8 protein-coding genes, 1 tRNA gene and 1 CRISPR repeat array are annotated in these 18,683 nt (G+C 58.8%); of the genes, 1 reads left to right on the forward strand and 8 read right to left on the reverse strand.

The window, feature by feature from the left end:
* The first annotated feature begins 263 nt into the window (after nt 1-263).
* Nucleotides 264-623 (forward strand): hypothetical protein, encoded by a 360-nt coding sequence (locus tag ACS8YF_RS02090; protein ID WP_440848566.1) that lies wholly within the window; start codon nt 264-266, stop codon nt 621-623.
* A 655-nt stretch (nt 624-1,278) separates the two neighbouring features.
* Here ACS8YF_RS02090 and ACS8YF_RS02095 read toward each other — a convergent pair.
* The 8 genes from ACS8YF_RS02095 to ACS8YF_RS02130 form a co-directional block, all read right to left on the reverse strand.
* On the reverse strand, nt 1,279-6,546 hold the full coding sequence (locus tag ACS8YF_RS02095; protein ID WP_440848567.1) for a hypothetical protein: 5,268 nt from the start codon (nt 6,544-6,546) through the stop codon (nt 1,279-1,281).
* A gap of 178 nt (nt 6,547-6,724) precedes the next feature.
* A CRISPR array of direct repeats spans nt 6,725-9,516; the repeat unit is 28 nt; unit sequence TTTCTGAGCTGCCTACGCGGCAGCGAAC.
* Nucleotides 9,517-9,645: 129 nt separating this feature from the next.
* Nucleotides 9,646-10,212 carry a type I-F CRISPR-associated endoribonuclease Cas6/Csy4 gene (gene cas6f, locus ACS8YF_RS02100; RefSeq protein ID WP_440848568.1) on the reverse strand — a complete coding sequence of 189 codons (567 nt, stop codon included), beginning with the start codon at nt 10,210-10,212 and terminating at the stop codon, nt 9,646-9,648.
* Nucleotides 10,212-11,252, reverse strand: coding sequence for a type I-F CRISPR-associated protein Csy3 (gene csy3 / locus ACS8YF_RS02105; RefSeq protein WP_440848569.1), 1,041 nt, complete (start codon nt 11,250-11,252; stop codon nt 10,212-10,214). The genes cas6f and csy3 overlap by 1 nt, the downstream gene beginning before the upstream one ends.
* A 12-nt stretch (nt 11,253-11,264) precedes the next feature.
* Nucleotides 11,265-12,263 (reverse strand): type I-F CRISPR-associated protein Csy2, encoded by a 999-nt coding sequence (gene csy2, locus ACS8YF_RS02110; protein ID WP_440848570.1) that lies wholly within the window; start codon nt 12,261-12,263, stop codon nt 11,265-11,267.
* Nucleotides 12,260-13,624, reverse strand: coding sequence for a type I-F CRISPR-associated protein Csy1 (gene csy1 / locus ACS8YF_RS02115; RefSeq protein WP_440848571.1), 1,365 nt, complete (start codon nt 13,622-13,624; stop codon nt 12,260-12,262). The genes csy2 and csy1 overlap by 4 nt, the downstream gene beginning before the upstream one ends.
* Nucleotides 13,625-13,794: 170 nt before the next feature.
* Nucleotides 13,795-17,121: a type I-F CRISPR-associated helicase Cas3f gene (cas3f, locus tag ACS8YF_RS02120; protein WP_440848572.1), complete on the reverse strand. Its 3,327-nt coding sequence runs from the start codon at nt 17,119-17,121 to the stop codon at nt 13,795-13,797.
* On the reverse strand, nt 17,118-18,098 hold the full coding sequence (cas1f, locus tag ACS8YF_RS02125) for a type I-F CRISPR-associated endonuclease Cas1f (RefSeq protein WP_440848573.1): 981 nt from the start codon (nt 18,096-18,098) through the stop codon (nt 17,118-17,120). The genes cas3f and cas1f overlap by 4 nt, the downstream gene beginning before the upstream one ends.
* Nucleotides 18,099-18,516: 418 nt before the next feature.
* Nucleotides 18,517-18,593, reverse strand: a tRNA-Arg gene (locus tag ACS8YF_RS02130).
* Between the last annotated feature and the right edge of the window lie 90 nt (nt 18,594-18,683).

Genomic DNA, 18,683 nt, shown 5'->3' on the forward strand with positions numbered 1-18,683 from the left:
TGCTGCGACCAGTATTTCCTTGTCTCCGACATCTCAATCTCTCCGTCAATAGCGACAGCGGAGAGATTGGCTTATCGATTATGCCGCCGGAAGGATGGGGTTAGTGGACCGTTTACGATCCGGCTCGGGCGAAGCGGTTTCTCACCGCTCCGGCGATCACCGGTGATCGTCATTCCGCGCCCGGCAGTCTGCTGCTCGAAAGCATCGCCCGCGCGGAAAAAGCCGAACAGATCGCCCCGCGGCTGTTGCTGTCGAGCGACGAGGTGGCGCTGGCCGTTGTCGGGGCGTTGCTGCGCCGGTTCGGCCAGAGCGAATGCCCGGGGCCCGATATTTCGGGCATCCCGCAACGGGCTCGGGCACATACGGTCCAGGCACTGGAGGCACCACTGTCGGCGGCGCGGTCGGACGAGGCCGACTGGCTGGTGCAACTGTGCCGGATCCTGGCGCCGGAGACAGTCGCGCTGGCGACCCGTGCCTCGCCCTCACTGACTGCTGACTTTGTCCACGTCCTGGATGGCCTGACGACTGCGGAGGATCTCGCTCGGTCGCAGCACATCATCCGTACGTCAGACGGGCAGGTGCTGGCGCGCGTGCTGCTGCCAGAAGATTGGTCGGCAAGATAACCGCCCCGCTCCCGCCCGTCGCTCGCGACGGGCGGGATGTTCCGGGGCATCACCAGACAGGTGACCGAACATTGCCGGGACTCCGTTTACGACCTCTCGTGCAACGATCCGAAGCAAACAAATCCACAAATCGCAATTTTTCCCGTCTCGGACTATCCGACGTCAACTACTTTGACCGGCCATCGGTGGACTTGAAAACTTTGTTACCGTCGTGTCTGCATGCACAGGATTTAGCCATGACCTTGGGGCCTGTGAATGATGGGGCTTGTGGATTACCCTCCTTTCGGCGTGCTCGACGATCTGCTGGATTTTTTGGCGCCGTATTCTAGAGCAGCCGCCGAGGGCACTCGCCCAGATACGGCGTAGCTGCGCCATTCGCCCAGCCATCCACTGGCTACCCGACACGCCGGTGACGGTGATTACATGACCAGAAAGCTTCAATGAACATTACCCCATTGATGCGTCATGCGCTGACGAAGGACCTAAGCCATGGAGCGATCTGCTCGCTCGCCCATCTACCGCATTGCTAGTGAATTTCTTCGACCCAACGGACACAAAGCCCAAACCCGGCGTGGATTAGCTCAAGAACTTCTGCCGTAGCTGGCGAAAAACCAGGCAACCAAGCTATCGAACTCAGACTCATGAACAATTTGCGTCATAGCGTGTCAGATCGGTCTTGGAATGTCTTGCGCTCTAATAGCAGCAAGCAAAAGATGATGAATCGGGCGGTCATCGACTTCAGAGTCGGATAGCCGCGACCGGTGGTCCCGAGATGAAGGGTGGTAACACCACCGGGCTCGACAGTTTTCGCGATTTCGAGGGGGGTAAGCGCAGCACTGATTAGTTTTTCGAACTGCTGGGCCCTAGACTCGTTCGAAAAAATGCAGCACGGCGGAGTAGTTTGCCATCGAAACCCCGATAGATACGCTGAAAAGTTCCCCGAGGCTAGATCAGACGATAGATCACACGCGTGCGTTCGAATAGCCTTGCACCAACGCTCAATCGGCGTTCGAAGCAAATTATGACGATTGAGGGGAAAATTTTTCTGTCCCATTGGCGGCTGATTGAATGGTACGTTGCAGCGATCCAGCTCAGATGTGAGTTGTGCCACAGAAATCGGTGACCAGCCAATTTCTTGAGCAAGATTGTACGCGGCCGTCAGCACTTCGATCAGGGTCGGTTGCGCGATCGGGATGTCTATAAGTATTTCGTTTAAAGGATCTCCGCGCGCCAACCGGTATAAGAGCTTGATTGCATCGTTCGCTGTGAGTGGTTGCCATGCCGGCAGCACATTATCGGGAAGACTGAGTGCCCCTGGCTCGGATGAAGGTGGCGAAAAATTCGCGCCCGGATGGGACCTCAATACAGCAAGCGCCCGGGCCGCCGGGTCCTTGCCTGCTCGCGATAGGCGTTGACGGAGAGCTCCGTAACTGCAATCGAGCAACCGAGCTAACGAAGTCTGGCTTATCGCATCAACCGTTGGTTGATATCTCACTGCAGCCTGCTCCTGCAGCGTGTGACCATAGTGCTGTGCCGTCGTCGAAATTACAGAGTGACCGAGATCGCCAGTCAAGCGATGCATGTCGACCAAACGCGCCAGCGGAGGTTTCCCGAAGGCGCATTCCAGGCTGCGGGTAGCGCGGGTGTGGCGCAGGTGGTGTAAACGAAAATGATGATCGCCGGTTGCAGCGCGTAATACGCTAGTGCCAAATGCGAGCGCATCTGGGAGTGCCTGATTGTCAAGCAATCGCGGCCATACGCGCTGTCTGGGTTCTGCAGCTTGATCCGGTAGTGGCGCCAAGCACCCATGGAGCTCGATCGTTCGTTTTGCCGCGGCCGATTTCAATGGCCGGTCTCGAGTCGCGCGAATAGTGACATGGGCCAGTGACCCCGATAATCTGAGATCGCGGTTTTGGAGATAGGCCGCCTCAGAGCGGCGCATGCCGCTGGCATGGATCCAGTCGATCGCACTATGGAGTTCGGCTAGCGTTTGGCGCTGCTCAACGCTGCGCCAGGTATTCGCAGCGCCCTGTTCGAGTGTTTGCAGTGCGACGGATAATTCGGCCGGCGTAATCACATTCGCATCGATGGCCGCTATGCTAGAGCCGTGACCCGCTGAGTTTAGTGCCAACGGTGGCAAGTCAGTGTATTCGCGCAGGTCCGTGAACATCCGGTTAAGGCTATCGGCCTCATCTTGCGTGGTCAGCGCATTACTTAAACATTCGTGTAGCAGCTCGACGTCGATGTCAGCTAGATCGATACCTTGAAGACCTTCAAAAAGCGGCCTTTTAACAATGCTGACGTAGGTCCGGATTGTATTTATTGAAAGATACTTGCCAGTGCGGCGATTGGTGCCGGGATTGGCCAGGTGCCAGGCCCAGGTTGCGAGCAGAGCGCTTAGCGGCGGTGGCGAACACTCGCTCAGCCACCGCGTGATCGGGCGCTGAATCCGACGGGGTGTCGCCGGACCATGATGCGGTTTCGCTCCGTCCAGTTTTACTGTTTCATGAAATGCGCGCGGGTTCCTAAGCGCTTGACATAGCTGGTTATACGCTTTGGCTTCCTCTTTTTTTATATCAACATGAGCCTGATCAATCGAGGGCTGAAACGCTCTTTCGGGCCGCGTCTCGGATATTGCGATCGGCGTGGCGACATTTTCATGCCATTTGTAGAGCCGATCGACCGGCAGTTGACGTGAGCTGACTACGCCGGATTCGATGCTAGCCAAGAGCCCGGGAGCTTCGACCTTGCGTCCTAAGCGTACGAGACTGTAAAGCTCATTCAATAGCCGCTCGGGATGTTCAGCCCGATATTCTTTTGGCATGATCCGGCATACGTTGTGGCTGAGTACGTCGACGGTGGGAGTCTCAGGCAGCGAGTCACGGAACGCGTGCAGATAGCCGATTGCTGCGGCCGCGGCCACGCCTGTCAACGAAAGCGCAATATCGCGACCATCGTTACCGTTATCGTTTTCTTTATCTTTATCTTTATCTTTATCTTTGGCTAAGCCTATCGGCACCATCAGGATCGGCGGATTGTTGCAGTACCTAGCCTTAGGAAGCGCATCTAGAACCTTGATAACCTGCTCAGGGTTGACCGCACCCCACAACACCAAAATGAGCGCGGTCAGTGCTTGCCGATCATCAGCTGGGGCGTTCATCGCCTGCTTGCAGCCATGCCTCAAGCCTAAGACTCGCTCGTAAGCGGATAGTGATGCCCATGTCAATGCGAGCGGCTCGCCGGCATATCGGTGCAATTGTTCGGGCAGATGCAAACGCCAGTCATGTCGTGCTCTATGGAAGGCCAGTCGACCTTTGAATTGGTTGATCGCCGACGGGCTGTCAGACGGATTGGCGATTTGTTTCACGACCTCTCTTGCCAAGGTATCGATTTGGGCTTTGGTCAAAAAAACGCCATGCGGCGGGGCATGGCGGTGATACTCACCGAGCTGTGCTCGGAGGGTATTGTCAATTACTTGCTGAATGGATCGCTTTTCCGACGGCGGCCCATCGAACTTATACAGCGCACGAATGCGTGCCGTATCCTGAGACAGGATGTCTTTTTCTTCGCGCGCAAGATCCCCGGAGATTCGCACCGGAGCGTCTCGGCCACACCAGAGTGCGTCCCGTTTGGAGGTGGCGCTGACAGAGAAGCCGCAGTACTCGAGAAACTGCTCAAGCGGCTCGGCCATCAAGCTTGAAAATTCCAGACATGAAACCAGGCCCTGCCTGCCGAATAACGAGGCCTCCGTTGCGTGGCCTAGTTGACTTTCAATCCACAGTCCTTGGACCCCTTGCCGACGCAGGTAGGTGCTCATCGCGTGGCGACAAGCGTTTTCATCTAGCCCGTCCGGTGCATAGTGGCGCCAAGCCGTTTTAAGTGACCATTGTCGAGGAATCCATTCGGCGCCGCGTACTTGGATACGGAAAAACAATGGATTCTCGCCATCGTGCGCGCGATTGATCGATGTATACAAACTTGTCGAGAAGCCCTCGATGCTTTTCGCAGAAAGGCGCTTAAGGTGTTGGCGATAGCGATGCAACTGATCACAGACAGCGGGTGGAAAGACCGCGAGCCGGCGGAATACGGCAGGGTCGTTTGGTTTATCGCTATATACCACCGCACCTGCTGACGTCGTTAGATCAACAGCCCTGAACTTCTCGAAATCACGCGTTCCTCGGTGACCGGTCGCGACAAAAAGCATCAGCGCGGTCAAATCACACAACTGATTGTGGTGCGCCGCCAGGCGCTCGGCATTATCAACCCGTGGCGGCGGTGGTCGCGGCACCACGTGAGCAAGCGCTGCACCCAGTTGCGGGATTTTTTCCAGTGCTAGTCGCGCCAGCGGGGCACCACTCCATGGATTGCGCTCTAACCTGGCAGGGGGCGCGAAACGCGTGCCGTACAGTTCACGCAGAGCGGCATCGTAGGTATCTTGGATTTGATGTTGATCGACAGCGATATAATGCAGCGACGCTGGATTTTGCTCGAGGCGTTCATGCGCGAACGCCTGTGTAAGCGGTAAATCGAATCTATGAGCAAAAAACGCCTGAAACAGACTCCCTCGAAGACGGGTCTCGGTGAATACGTCTATTTTTTTCCGTAATTTATCGCGAATCTCGCCTTCATAGCGTGTGATACGAAGCATCAGATTACGCTGGCTTTCTCTCTTCTTTAGCGAGCGATAGATTTGAAGAGATCGGATAAGCGTGCCAGTGATCGGCAGTGCGAGTTCATATTCGGCGGCAACATCGTTGTGTGGAGAAGTTTTGGGCAGGTACTCGACGTTGAGCCACGGAACTGTAATCGTGCTGGTTTCTTGTCCTACATTGAGTCGAAGCACTGGCCGAACGGGCTGTCCTGCTGGCTGCTCATCTAAAAAGGCATGGCGCAGGGCGTCCAAGCGTTGCCCTGTCACCGCGCATAATAGCCACTGCGCGGCCGCAATGTAGGCATATCCGTCCGACTTATCCATCCACTTTAGCAATTCGTCCATTACCAGCTGCGCTTGCGCCGGATAGAGTGCTTCATCGGAACAAAGGCCAAATCGGCGCCGTAGTCGGATGCGATAGCCTTGTAGCGCCACGGCGCGCTGCTGTTCCGGAGTAGCGTCTTCGAGTGCGCGTCGTAAGTCTTTGTTCTTATTTCTCCTATCTGCGGCTAGACCAGTAAAAAACGCATGTTGTTCGTCCACTGAACCGGGGTCAGCCAACGGATCGGTCGTCGTTTTCCAACTCTCGGAAGGCGTCCGATCATCGTCGCCAACCTTCTCGGCGCGTCTTCTCGATTCTCGATCCGCGCGTATGTCGGATACGGTTACCGTTTTCCCGAACTGTGCGCACTCGGTACGCATTTGCAGATAATCGAGCGCGACCCCGAGAGCTCCGAAGCGTTGGCGTCTAACACGTGTTTCCGAGAAAAAATGCCTGTATTTTAGATCGCGTTCCTCTCTCGCATTCACCCAATCCAATGATCGGATGGGGCCTGCAAGCGTCGCGGCAATATCATCGCGAATCTCCCGGACGATGATGGTTTTCCAATTCAGACATAGGTCGGAAAGCAAATCGATTGGCAGATCTGATGTAGCTTCGGACGAATCGAATAAATAGTAGATAAGAGCGATACGTGCAGGCGCTAGTGTCGTTTCCGATGCTTCATCTTTAGATTGTCGGGTAAATGCCGCGTAAATGGGGGCTGATTGCTTTAGATCTTTAAGCGGATACTTGTTTGAGGGATTCGAAGTCGACAATCGGTTGGCGGCTTCCTTCAAACGCGAGATATGGCCCTCAATAGTTGACAGTAGATTCTCGGAAAGCGCGCCGTTGAAACGAGACACGAGATCTTCTAAAACCGACTCCACAACTTTGCCATGCGGATAAGCATCAGCCTCTGGCCTTGGGCTGAAATCTAGTACGCGATCCATGAACGAGAGGGCCTTTTGCTGTCTATCGCTACGCTGCGATCATAGCAAAAGCGGGCTCGAGCCTTTCGCTGTTATGTGGTTTGTGTCCGATTACATGAAAGGCAGAATCATGTCGTAGAGTTGAGCAGTCTCACGCAACGCGGGACTTTGATGGCATGACGTGGACTTGCCCGGCAAATTTCTGAGCTGCCTACGCGGCAGCGAACCTCGGCGTGGCCTTGGTATGCGTCCTGCCGCTTTTCTGAGCTGCCTACGCGGCAGCGAACTTGGTGGTCTTGGGCCGGGGCCCGACGATTTCTTTCTGAGCTGCCTACGCGGCAGCGAACCATGCACCCTCCTCGCCCAGCTCCGCGCCGTGTTTCTGAGCTGCCTACGCGGCAGCAAACCCGCGGCTACGACGTGACGATCACCGAATTCCTTTCTGAGCTGCCTACGCGGCAGCGAACGAGTACTCCGTAGAAAACAGGAGACTCCAACATTTCTGAGCTGCCTACGCGGCAGCGAACATCACAAGCGCTTCGATTACGGCGCAGGTCATTTTCTGAGCTGCCTACGCGGCAGCGAACAGGGGATGGTCGCCGAGCTGGCCGCCGAGTCATTTCTGAGCTGCCTACGCGGCAGCGAACTAAGCCGTGCAACGTATCGCGGTCACCATCGCTTTCTGAGCTGCCTACGCGGCAGCGAACCGGCTGTGTCGCTCGCATGCGGTGCCAATACTTTTCTGAGCTGCCTACGCGGCAGCGAACTCCTTAAGTTCGCTTGACTCGCCCCTTAAGATTTTCTGAGCTGCCTACGCGGCAGCGAACCAGATCGGGCCTCAGGTGGAACGGCTGGATGTTTTCTGAGCTGCCTACGCGGCAGCGAACTTCGCCTGCGACAACACCATGCGATAGATCACTTTCTGAGCTGCCTACGCGGCAGCGAACCATTCACGGCTAATAGCCCATGTATTGCTTAATTTCTGAGCTGCCTACGCGGCAGCGAACCGCTCCCGCTCGGGTGCTATCCTTTTCCGATTTTTCTGAGCTGCCTACGCGGCAGCGAACACTCGAGTACGGCATTCCCCCATGAGCGCAGATTTCTGAGCTGCCTACGCGGCAGCGAACAACCCGATGATATTCTGCTGCAGCTCATACCGTTTCTGAGCTGCCTACGCGGCAGCGAACGGCGTCGATCAACAGCGGCACGACCGCCCCCATTTCTGAGCTGCCTACGCGGCAGCGAACTCCCGGTGCAGGTGCAGGCCGGGCTCGATATCTTTCTGAGCTGCCTACGCGGCAGCGAACCTGCACTTCTTTGATAAGCACGGCAAGTTCGTTTTCTGAGCTGCCTACGCGGCAGCGAACTCGTGAAACGGATACATCGTCTCGTTGTTCATTTTCTGAGCTGCCTACGCGGCAGCGAACATTCAACAGCTTACCGACGCTGTAATCGGTACCTTTCTGAGCTGCCTACGCGGCAGCGAACTACACCGACGCCAGCTCGGCGGTCAGCTGTTTTTTCTGAGCTGCCTACGCGGCAGCGAACCATTGCCACGCGGAACGCGCGAAAGATCGCGATTTCTGAGCTGCCTACGCGGCAGCGAACTTTCTCGGTGGCGTCCGCGGCTACTCGGGTCTTTTCTGAGCTGCCTACGCGGCAGCGAACCCCCCGCCGGCGCCGCGCATCATCACCCGGCTTTTCTGAGCTGCCTACGCGGCAGCGAACGCCGGCGTATTTAGGGCCGACACGATCTGATCTTTCTGAGCTGCCTACGCGGCAGCGAACTGATACGTCGTCGTGAGCGTTACCGCTGATCCTTTCTGAGCTGCCTACGCGGCAGCGAACACACATCAACTGGGGTCGTGACGTGACGCTCACTTTCTGAGCTGCCTACGCGGCAGCGAACTTGAGCACCACGAAACAACCCAGCAACGGGCTTTTCTGAGCTGCCTACGCGGCAGCGAACTTGGTTATGATGCTAATGGCACCGGGCTCGTTTTTCTGAGCTGCCTACGCGGCAGCGAACGTGACACCGCGCGCCGTCCCCGCACGGATGCGATTTCTGAGCTGCCTACGCGGCAGCGAACTCAGGTGAGCCGTAATCGCCCGGTTGAATCTTTTTCTGAGCTGCCTACGCGGCAGCGAACCGCAATACCTCGCCGCGCTCTACCGCGACACCTTTCTGAGCTGCCTACGCGGCAGCGAACCCGATGTAGGTCCAGGCAAATGCGACCGTACATTTCTGAGCTGCCTACGCGGCAGCGAACTCCGCGGCGAACGCGGCCGCCCACTGGCTATTTTTCTGAGCTGCCTACGCGGCAGCGAACACGAACGGTAACGGTTTTGGATTAAACCCATCTTTTCTGAGCTGCCTACGCGGCAGCGAACACCGAGCTGGAGGCCGAGCGTGCCGATATCCGTTTCTGAGCTGCCTACGCGGCAGCGAACGCGACCTCAGGCGACTATTTCCAGGTGATCGATTTCTGAGCTGCCTACGCGGCAGCGAACGGCGGCGCTCGATAGCCTTCAGACGCGAATGTTTTCTGAGCTGCCTACGCGGCAGCGAACGCTGATAGCGTGGTCCGAAGGGTCTAGCTGTATTTCTGAGCTGCCTACGCGGCAGCGAACATCCGAGAGTATGGGACATGCCGCTAGGTGAATTTCTGAGCTGCCTACGCGGCAGCGAACACAATCACGGTCTGATCTTGGGAAATGGCACATTTCTGAGCTGCCTACGCGGCAGCGAACTTTCCTGTTTACGGATCGCGAGGCGCCGTCCTTTTCTGAGCTGCCTACGCGGCAGCGAACTTCGCGCGCCGATCAATAATGGGTATTGAAATTTTCTGAGCTGCCTACGCGGCAGCGAACTCCTCCAGGCGGTCGGTTGTCACCCGCGGGGCTTTCTGAGCTGCCTACGCGGCAGCGAACACGGCACGAATTTCGATACGACGGCGATTACATTTCTGAGCTGCCTACGCGGCAGCGAACTAGACAAAATACGAGGTAACTATCTGGTTGTTAAAGAAAATAAACGTCACGGCCTTGTGGAACCCTTTTCAATCTGTCGCACGTAAGCTTTTGATTTTCTAAGCGACTAAAAACGATTAAGAAAAAGGGTCAGAACCAGGGCACAGTCGTCGTGCGGCTCAGGCCGTAGCTGTTGAAGCTGCCACATGTCGGCTGTGGCTGTTCCGTACCGTGTTCGACAAACAGGCTGAATCGTTGCCCGGTACTCGAGCTGCGAACTTGAACGAAGGGGAGCGAAACTCGTTGCTCGATGTGATCGGGAATACGTTCCAGCGCGGTTTGCGCGGATTCGTCATGGCGACGCATTCGACGACGACGCAGGCGCTCCGCGTTGGTTTTGAACTGTCGGCGCGAAACCGTGCGGTGCGAGGCTTGTTCGGGCGCCGGCATCAATTCTCGTATGTCGGCGTGTTCGCGCATGCCCCCAAGCCATGATGAGGCCATGAGCGTTGCCAAATCGGTCGGCGATCCATGCAGACGCAGATGATCACCGATATCGCGCGGCTTGATGCGATGAGCCGGAAAGCTCACACCGACCGTACTCATATCGAGTTCGACAAGGCGGCGATGTAGTTTCGAGAATAAGGCACCCATCAATTGGCCCGCCGGAAAGTCCGGGTCGGGCCGAAGATGGATATCGATGTAGTGGGAGGTCATCAACCAGCCTCCCCGAAGACCCCGCCGCGGATCAGCGTGGCCATGACGAAATGCTGCTGCGCGGGGTCGGGTTTCTGGTCCTTGAGCATCCAGTTGTCGAGCAGGGTATAGAAGTCCGCTTTCTCCTTGGGCTGCCGGTAGGCTGTGCCTTGCGTCGTCACCGAGCCGTACGGTTCGACGGCGATCGGGCCGAGGTCGTTGCCCTCTGCATTCGGATACCAGGTATCGACGGTGCGTAGCGCATTACCAATTTTTTGCGAGTGCATGCCGGCCACGTTATCGACGGCATAGAGCGTTTTGGATTTATCGCCGCGACCGCGGTCCAGAATGAGTTCCTGGGAGGGAAACACTTCCTGGCCGGCACCGACGCGTGCAAACGCAACGATTTCCAGCAGAACGTAATGATCGCCCGCCAAGCCGGCGGCGATCTGCGCGGTCAATTCGTTCAACGCTGTTTTAGCTTGTGGCTCGGCCTCGAAATCGCGGAGATCGAATGCCAGCCCGTCGAACGTCCATTCGTTTTCGACGGTACCCTTGACCCGCTGGCGTACGCGAACTTCGAGTTCTTCGGCTACCAGCCGGTTACGCCACAGGAAACGGCCGTTGGCAATGTTCTGTGCGTAGCGAGCGGCTAGCGTTTCGAAGCCATGTTCGGTGACGTACGCCGAAACGGCATTTTTCAGGCGCGCCTCGTAGTCCGCGCTGTTACAGGCCGAAGGTTTGCCGGCGCCGCCGAGTACGCGCAGCGTAAAGCGCGCCATGAGTGTGTCGGCCTCATGCGGCAAAGCAGCCACATCGACCGTCTGCAGATTCGGATTTTCGATCGCTGCATCGAGTTTGGCGGGATCCTGGTCCTTGGCCTTGAGCCGATTGGAGATCGTGCCGCGAACCGATTTCTCGCGCACTTCAACGGCTGGCCAGTTTTCACTGTCGCCGCGAGTCGTCCAGTCGCCGGCGTAGAACAAGGCGTCTGATGGATCGAGCTTGCGTTCGAAGGCGAGAACGGAAGCGGTCTTCGGAGCGTCGTCTTTCTTAGCCATGGTGATTCCCCCTCAGGAAGTGGCGCTTTGGGCGTAGTCGTTGTTCAGACGGTAGATGCCCTGGTCTAGGTCGTTGTCGATGTACCAGAGCAATGATTCGGGCCGGCGTAGTCGGTGCGGACCTACCCATTCGCCAATAGAATAAAGACTCTCGACAAAGCGGAAAGGCGTGTGATCGTCGCGCGCACGGGCCACTTGGCCGGGCTCGTATTCGTCACCGAGCGCGCCATAGCCCACGGGTATCGGCACGGTCCAGCCGGGCGAGCGGCGAATTTCCCAGGCCGGCTTGCCGACCGGTTCGCCGGCGTCGTCAACGGGCTGCACGCTTTGGTGGTGCAGGCGCGAAAAATCCAGCCACGCATCTAGACGCGTAGCCGTCTCGTTGGTTGCGCGCAGGTCGACGTGACGCTGTTCGAGCCGGTCCTCGCGCAGCACTAGCGCGAAGCCGGGCAGCCAGCGTCGTCGTAGATCGCGAAAGTGTTGGCCGCGTTCTTTTTCGTCATCTGGCAGCGTTGCGAGAATGGGTTCGTGATTGCGGTCTTGATTGGGTCGACGTGGCAGCACGCTTCCTCCGGCGATACGCATACCGTGGACGATTTCGTCTACCCGGTGGGCGCGTTCGGCACGCTCGGCATCATCGCCCGAGCAGGCTTCGCCAGTAACGTCGAAGACCACGGTGATTTCCATGTGCATGCGACCTTCTTCGGCGATAGCCGGAACGTCGGTGCTACCATCCTTTTTTACATATTTCCGATCCTGAACTGGATTCCGCGTCAAATGAAAACGGCGCGTATAACCCGAGCGCGAAATCTGTACGTCGTGAGCGTGGCAAATCACGCCGACGCCGTGAAACAGCAGGTCGAGTTCGCCGTGGAGGCGACGTTCCAGCGCATGCATAAGGCCAACGAAGGCGCTCATGGCAGGAAAGCCCCACGTGAGCGGTGCGGAAATGGCGTTGGCGTTCTGTACGCGCAGATGGGGCAGCACGAGTAGACTATCGATATCGCTCATTCCGGTGTCTCCTGTCCGGGCAGATCGGCCTCGAACTGATCGAGCTCGTCGGCGAGCTTGTCCATCCAGGCGCGATCAATCTCGATGAAGCGCTGCAAATTCATGTCCGTGCGCGCACCTTCAGCCCATGCGCGGTGCTCGGTATCGCTCATCATAAGTGGACGAGACAACCGGCGATTGAGCCAAGCGGCGAATTCGTGACGCACGACTGCGGGCCAGTCACTGACCGTGCGGGCAGCGCGAAAATCGGTATCGGTACGCGCGCGCCCCGGGTCGAGCCAGTACTGCTGCTCGGGGTCGAGCCGGCATTCGGGTTCAACGCTCCAACCGGGGGCAAGATTCTGGATCTCGACCGAGAAAACCAGCAGCTCGTCGATCAATGCTTCGGTGAGTTCGTCGCGTCGGTCGCGCACATCCATGAGCGGTCTGGGATCGGCTCCAAACAGGCGGCGCAGCTCGCGCACAACGCGGCGGACTTCGCTGCGGAAACCGAACAGACGAAACGCCGAACGCATGTGCAGCGGCGGACGGACGTTCTGCGAGCGCCAAGTAGGCGGCTGCGAAGACAATAGATAATTGGTGCCGCGCCGTGCAGCGTTGAGCATGGAGACGTTCTGAGTATTGCTTCCGCCAAGATGCTGCACTGCCAACCCCGGATAGTCGCAGTAGCCGGTCTCGAACGGCTTGTCGTCATAGCGCGCCTTGCGCGCGGCCTTTGCAGTGTCCGAGAAACGATCGTCGTTGATCGTTTCGAACACGCGATGGGCCAGTGACGTGGCGTAGAGTGGGGCGAGCAGGCGGAACTCGGCGTCGTCGGTCGGCTGCTCACCGGTGAGCCAGTAGAGCTGTTTGCCCCGCGTATGTGAGGCGTAGACGCCGCTACCTTCGGTAATGGCCGTGAACGAATCCATCCAGCGCTTACCATCGTCAGCGTTGTCGCTGAACGCGCCTTGCAGTGCTGTATCCCCCGCCTTGACGCGTTCAAGAAAAGTGCTGCCATCGTAGGTGAGTTGCAGCATTTTGAAGACATCAAGTGCGGCGGCGTTACCGACCACGTCGACGTCAAAGTCTTTGCCCAGCACATGGCTGCCGAGCAATGCTTCCGCTCGCTCAGCCTCCAGCGGGGCGTACAGGTTTGTGCCTTTCGCGTCCGGGTGAATTGGCTTCAGTGAATGCGTGACGACTTGAAGCTGACCGGCGCGCCGAGCTGCGTCTTCCAGCCAGCTTTCGCGCTGAAACTGTGCGCGGATCGCGGTCTGTTTGGCTTCGTCGTCCCCGGCGGCCTGGAGCTTGTTGTCGCGGCGTTCGGCGAGGAAGGTCTCCAGAACGTAGCGTAACGCTTCTTTCGTTTCTTGAGTCATTTTATGGTTATCTTTAAATCCAATATAGTGTTGAAAGCGCGTTAGCACCTGATCAGATAATAAACACTATCTAGAATGCGTGCATGCCGCAAGGCAGCTCAGAAAAATATTGTGTTCATAGCGCGATAGAGCTTCGCTGCCGAGTAGGCAGTCCGTTTGAAAGCAAGCACTCATCTTTCTCGGAATCCGAGTGCGGGGTGCGATGCCCAATCGTGTTTCGCCTCATTCAATCTCAGCGTGCCAACGCGTCGCGCGCTTTGTTCCAACGGTTCGTCGTGCTCTTCCGCATATTCGGCAAGCAGTGCCATGTAGTCGGGCGTTGCCCATGGTGAAATGCGCTCGGCGGCCAGCGCAGCATCGGGCATTCGGTGGTTGCGGGCTTCGATCACTGCCTCGGTGACGTCGCCGCGCCGGCCGATCTCGCGCTGGGTGAGCACGTAGTCGGTCTCGTCTTCGTCGGGCAGCAGTACCAGGTCGATTTGGATCCGGGTTTGCTCGCGAAAGCGCTGCTCCTGGGCCAGGATGCCGGTTGTCAGCAGCACGGGTGAGACATACACGCTGTAGGCAGCCAATGTCGGGACGCCGGAGCCGCCGCGCTGGCGACGGCGGGACACCGGCGTATGGATCAGCGCATCGCGAATGCGCCGATGCTCCAGATCGGCTAGCCGGCGGGCGCCGTCGAGCGGGTCGCGGGCCTGCAGGCGCGGCCGGGCGTCTATGGGGTCGTATTCGTGTGCGCCGAGCAGTTCGCTCAGGTGGTGCGCCTCCAAGTGGTAATTGTTGTCAGTTTCGAACCCTGGGCGACAAAAGGCCGCGCGGTTGGGGTTTTCCAGTGCCTTGAGGTTGGTGTCGAGTAGGCCGACGTTGGGCGTTTCGATGGTGCCGCTTCGATGACGGCGTACGCGACCGGCGAGCTGGATGATCGAGCGCATGGACGACGGTTCGACGATCGCCCAGTCATAATCGTGGTCGCGGCCAACTTCGGTTACCGGCGAGCCGAGCACGACGAATAGCTGATCGGCTTCATCGTAGTCGTCGAGCGCGGCGCGCACTGCCGGATGAGCGAAAACCGCGCTTTCATCGCGGCGGTCGAGCACCGTGTCCAGCACCTGTTCGAGCCGCGAGCGCACCAGCAGTGGAAACTGCGAGTGATAGACACACAGATGAATGCGCGTGTCCGCCGGCGCATCGAGCGCATAAAGCGTGCGCGCCACATCGACCAGCGCCCCGATATTAGCCATGCGGATCAGCCCGAAACTCACGCGTTTATCGCTATGTGGATCGGTTTCGCCGTGGCGCGCGTGCAACGCAAGCGCGTGCCGATGGATGATCGCGGCAAAGTCTGCGCGCAGTACGTCGATCTTCTGGGTTGTACGGATATCGACGGGCACGATTTCGCCGCGGCGCCGAATCTCGGCGTCCTCAAGTTTTTCAGCACGCCGGCGGGCGAAGTGCTGATGGTGCTCGGCGAATACACGGCGCTCTGCACAGTCGTGCTGAGCATGGGCGAACTCATCGAACCAGGCACAGCAGATATCGACAGGCTGGCCTGGCGTACCGCGATTTTTCTGATATTCGGCGCGTCCGGAGCGATAAGCATCGAACAGCCCTTCCAGCAGCGCCGGGGCAAGCGTGGCCGAGGACAGCAACACCCGGGAGCCGAGCATTCCGGCCCAGTAGACCAGACGCGCGAGCGCCGGCAGGTCAGCCATGTCAAAGTCGTCGGGCTCGTCGAGTACCAGATCTGCACCCATGAGTCGCAGCATCGGCGCGATCTGGCTACCACCGCGCAGGCTTTCCGTGGCGGGCATGAGGTGATCGATGGTGCAGACGACCACCGGCGCGGCGATGAGCTTGCGTGCCTGCGGATTGACCACGACTTTCGACAGCAGCGGATGCTCGTCGATAGCGCCCTCGAAGCGGACATAGCTGTCGTCGTCGAGGAGGTTGGCGACCGAGGCCGAGCCGGCGGCGTCCAGTGCGGCCTGTCGTTCGTTGTGCAGCTCGCGGCTAGCCGCGCCTCCGACGCATACCGCCAGATCGTCCGCGCCGAGGCTCATGTGCTGTGCGTAGGCGTCGCCGGTCTGCAGTGTCAGCGTGCGAAGTCCTAACGCCACCGTAAAGCGGGCACCGCGATCCGGATCGGCCAGGGCATAAAGGATGCGGCCGTTGGCCAGCGTCTTGCCGCAGCCGGTCGAAGCCATGTTGACGCCAAAAAACCCCTGCGGCGCGCTGCGCTCCCGAAGTGAGGCGGCGAGATCGAAGGCACGATCTTGCCAGCGGAAACGACTATTCTTGCTGCGGCGGCGAAAGCCCTTGTGACGCGCGATGCGTGGCAGAGCGGCGACCATGTCGGACAGTCGATGCGTGATCTCGCCGGCCGCACGCGTTACGCCCAATAGATGATCGTCGAGCGCCTGCGCCAGCTTGCCGTGCATGTCGGTGTTGGCGTAGAGCGCACACCCCTTGTCACCCAGCGTAGGCATGGACGCTGCGCGATCGCTGAGGCTGGAATAATGATGATCAGCCAGCATCAGACAAAATCTCGCCATGTGCATGACGTAGGTTTCGCTCATCCAGTTCTGATGCGCATCCGGCCACCGGTCGAGCGCCTGACGAGCGGTGCGCTGGGCACGTCGTCGCCACGCCTTGCTGCGCAGCGGTAGGCCTTCGGGAAAGCGCCAGAACGGTTTATCGAGCTTGGCATCGGCCGTTGGCACGATCTCGTTCCATGCCGCATCGATTCGATCCGGCAGCGTCGGCAGAGTGGCCGCATTGACGCCGGCCTTGGCGCCGACAGGTCGCTGCCCGCCATCGCGATACGCTGGGTGCACAGGCAGGCGATGGTGCGAAATGATTAACCAGCCGACCGCTCGGGCCAGCGGCGGCAGCGCGGCCAGCGGTAACGGGTCGCGTTCGTCGAGGCCGTCGCGGCGCAATGCCTCCAGCCAGGCCGCTTCATCGATCGAATCGACGTCTTGAAGCCGCGCCAGCCAGCTGGCGTCATCGTTGTCGCCGACGAAAGCCTGCAAAAGCCGCAACGAGATCCATTCGTGGCGATAGCGATTGCGTTCGGCATTCCGGCCGGCTAGCTTGTCCTGAAACGCCTGGCAGGCCTTGCCGAAGTCGTGAAAGAGCGCGGCCAGCGAAGCGAGCAGGTGAATATCGGTGAGGGTGTGCCAATCGTTCTCGTCAGCACGACGCAGAATATCTCGTCGGGTCGTGTTCGTGGGGACGGCACCCCGGAAGTTGAAACGCGAGCCATCGCCGACAACCCACAGCAGTTCACTGTGGTCGCGCCCCCGTATCCAATGGCAGGCCACGGCCGTATTCTTGCGCGCCGTCTTGCGTAGCATGCGCCGCAAGGTGTCGAGGCCGGCCTTGGTGATGGGTGTTTGCCAGGTACGCTCTCCGCGCCGCTCGGCGAATTGATCAAGAACGCGCCGGGTTTCCTTGAGTGCGTTCTTCCGGCACTGGGAAACCAGCAATATGTTCATGCGGCGGCTTTTCGAGCAAGCTCGTCCGCCACGCGCTTGACGGTATCGATCATGCCGTCGAGCGCTTCCACTTGCGTCAGTCGCTCGATACAAGCCTGGCGGAACTCCTGTTCCTCGTCGCCGCGCGTGGCCGATATAAACGCCTGCGGAAGAATAACGCCGTCCTTGATCAGATCGGCTACATCGAATACCAGGCCGCCACGGCGCGTCTTGCCGTGCAACACCGCCAAGCCGTGCGGCAAGCCCAGAACCCAGCAGGCCGTGGCGGCCAGACCGTAGGCCAGATAGTTGCCGTGATCGAGAAAACGATTCGCCGGGTCGGTGCCACTGCCACGCTTGGCCCGCGTGAAGGCGCCGTAGTCAGTCGCAGTGCTGGCCAGCTTGAACAGCATGCGCGTCAGCCGAGCCTCGAGGGTGAGGAGCTCGGTGGTGTTCTGGGCGGTTTCGATCGCTTCGGCGTGTCGGCTTATGGCATCGACAAGTCGTCGCGCGTCGCATCGAAAGCTAGCATCGCGAAGACCGCGTTCGTCCTGCCAAAGGGTTTCGATTGTCTGCAGGCGGGACTGCTGGAATGCCTTGGCCGCTGCCAGTCGCAGATCGTCGTCGAACCAGAAGCGGACCCACTGCTGTAGATATTCGGTGGGGCGGTATTCGCTTTGCGGTGTCAGCCAGGCGACATCGACATCGACTTCGGTCGCCGAAAACAGTGGCGTGCCGCCGCCACCACAGAATCCGACCAGCACACCGGCTTTGGCCAATTCGCGCATCGCCGCCTGGGTGATGGAGGTGCCGGTCCCGAGCAGGATCGACGTGGTATTGGCGATCGGAATGTTCCAATACTTCGATTCGCGGCCCTCGTCGGTCACGTACTCGACACGCCCGCCCTTCACCAGGATCCGACAGTGCTGGAGGTAATAAAGGTTGGCGCGCTTCGAATGCAGTATCGTCTTTAGATCGCTCGGCGCGAGATCTTCCATTGCGCCACCCCCGTTAGCGGTGACGCTACCGGAAATCGCAGTCGGCTGACAAGCAACGCGCAGCGCCACTTCTCATTAACTCCGGCCAGAACCATTTTCAGCGGCCGACGCCGAAAATATGCATGAAACAAACGAGTGAGCCGTGCCGGCATGACTCAAACCCCAGAGCCTCCAGAAGACTCAGGGCGATTCATCGAGGCGCTTGTGACATATGATGCCCGCCTGTCAAACCGGACGGGGCCGCCGAAAAGCGCGTCACACATACGTCACATATACGTCACAGACCAACTTGGCCGATGGCTACAGGCGACGCAATATCTTAACGAAAGATGGGTATACGGCAAGCGTGACAACCTGTAACGTCTTGTTTACAGGTCGTTTTTTGGGACGATTAAGAGCGCAAGAGCGCTGCGAAAAATGGTGCGCCCGGCAGGATTCGAACCTGCGACCTTCGGCTTCGGAGGCCGACACTCTATCCAGCTGAGCTACGGGCGCTTGCAAGTTGGGGAGGATACGCGGTACGCCGGGCATCGTCCATCGCCGCGCGACACGAATTCATGGCCGGCGGGTTTATTCCGGGGCGTC

Source organism: Salinisphaera sp. SWV1 (assembly GCF_052044155.1).
Classification (GTDB): domain Bacteria; phylum Pseudomonadota; class Gammaproteobacteria; order Nevskiales; family Salinisphaeraceae; genus Salinisphaera.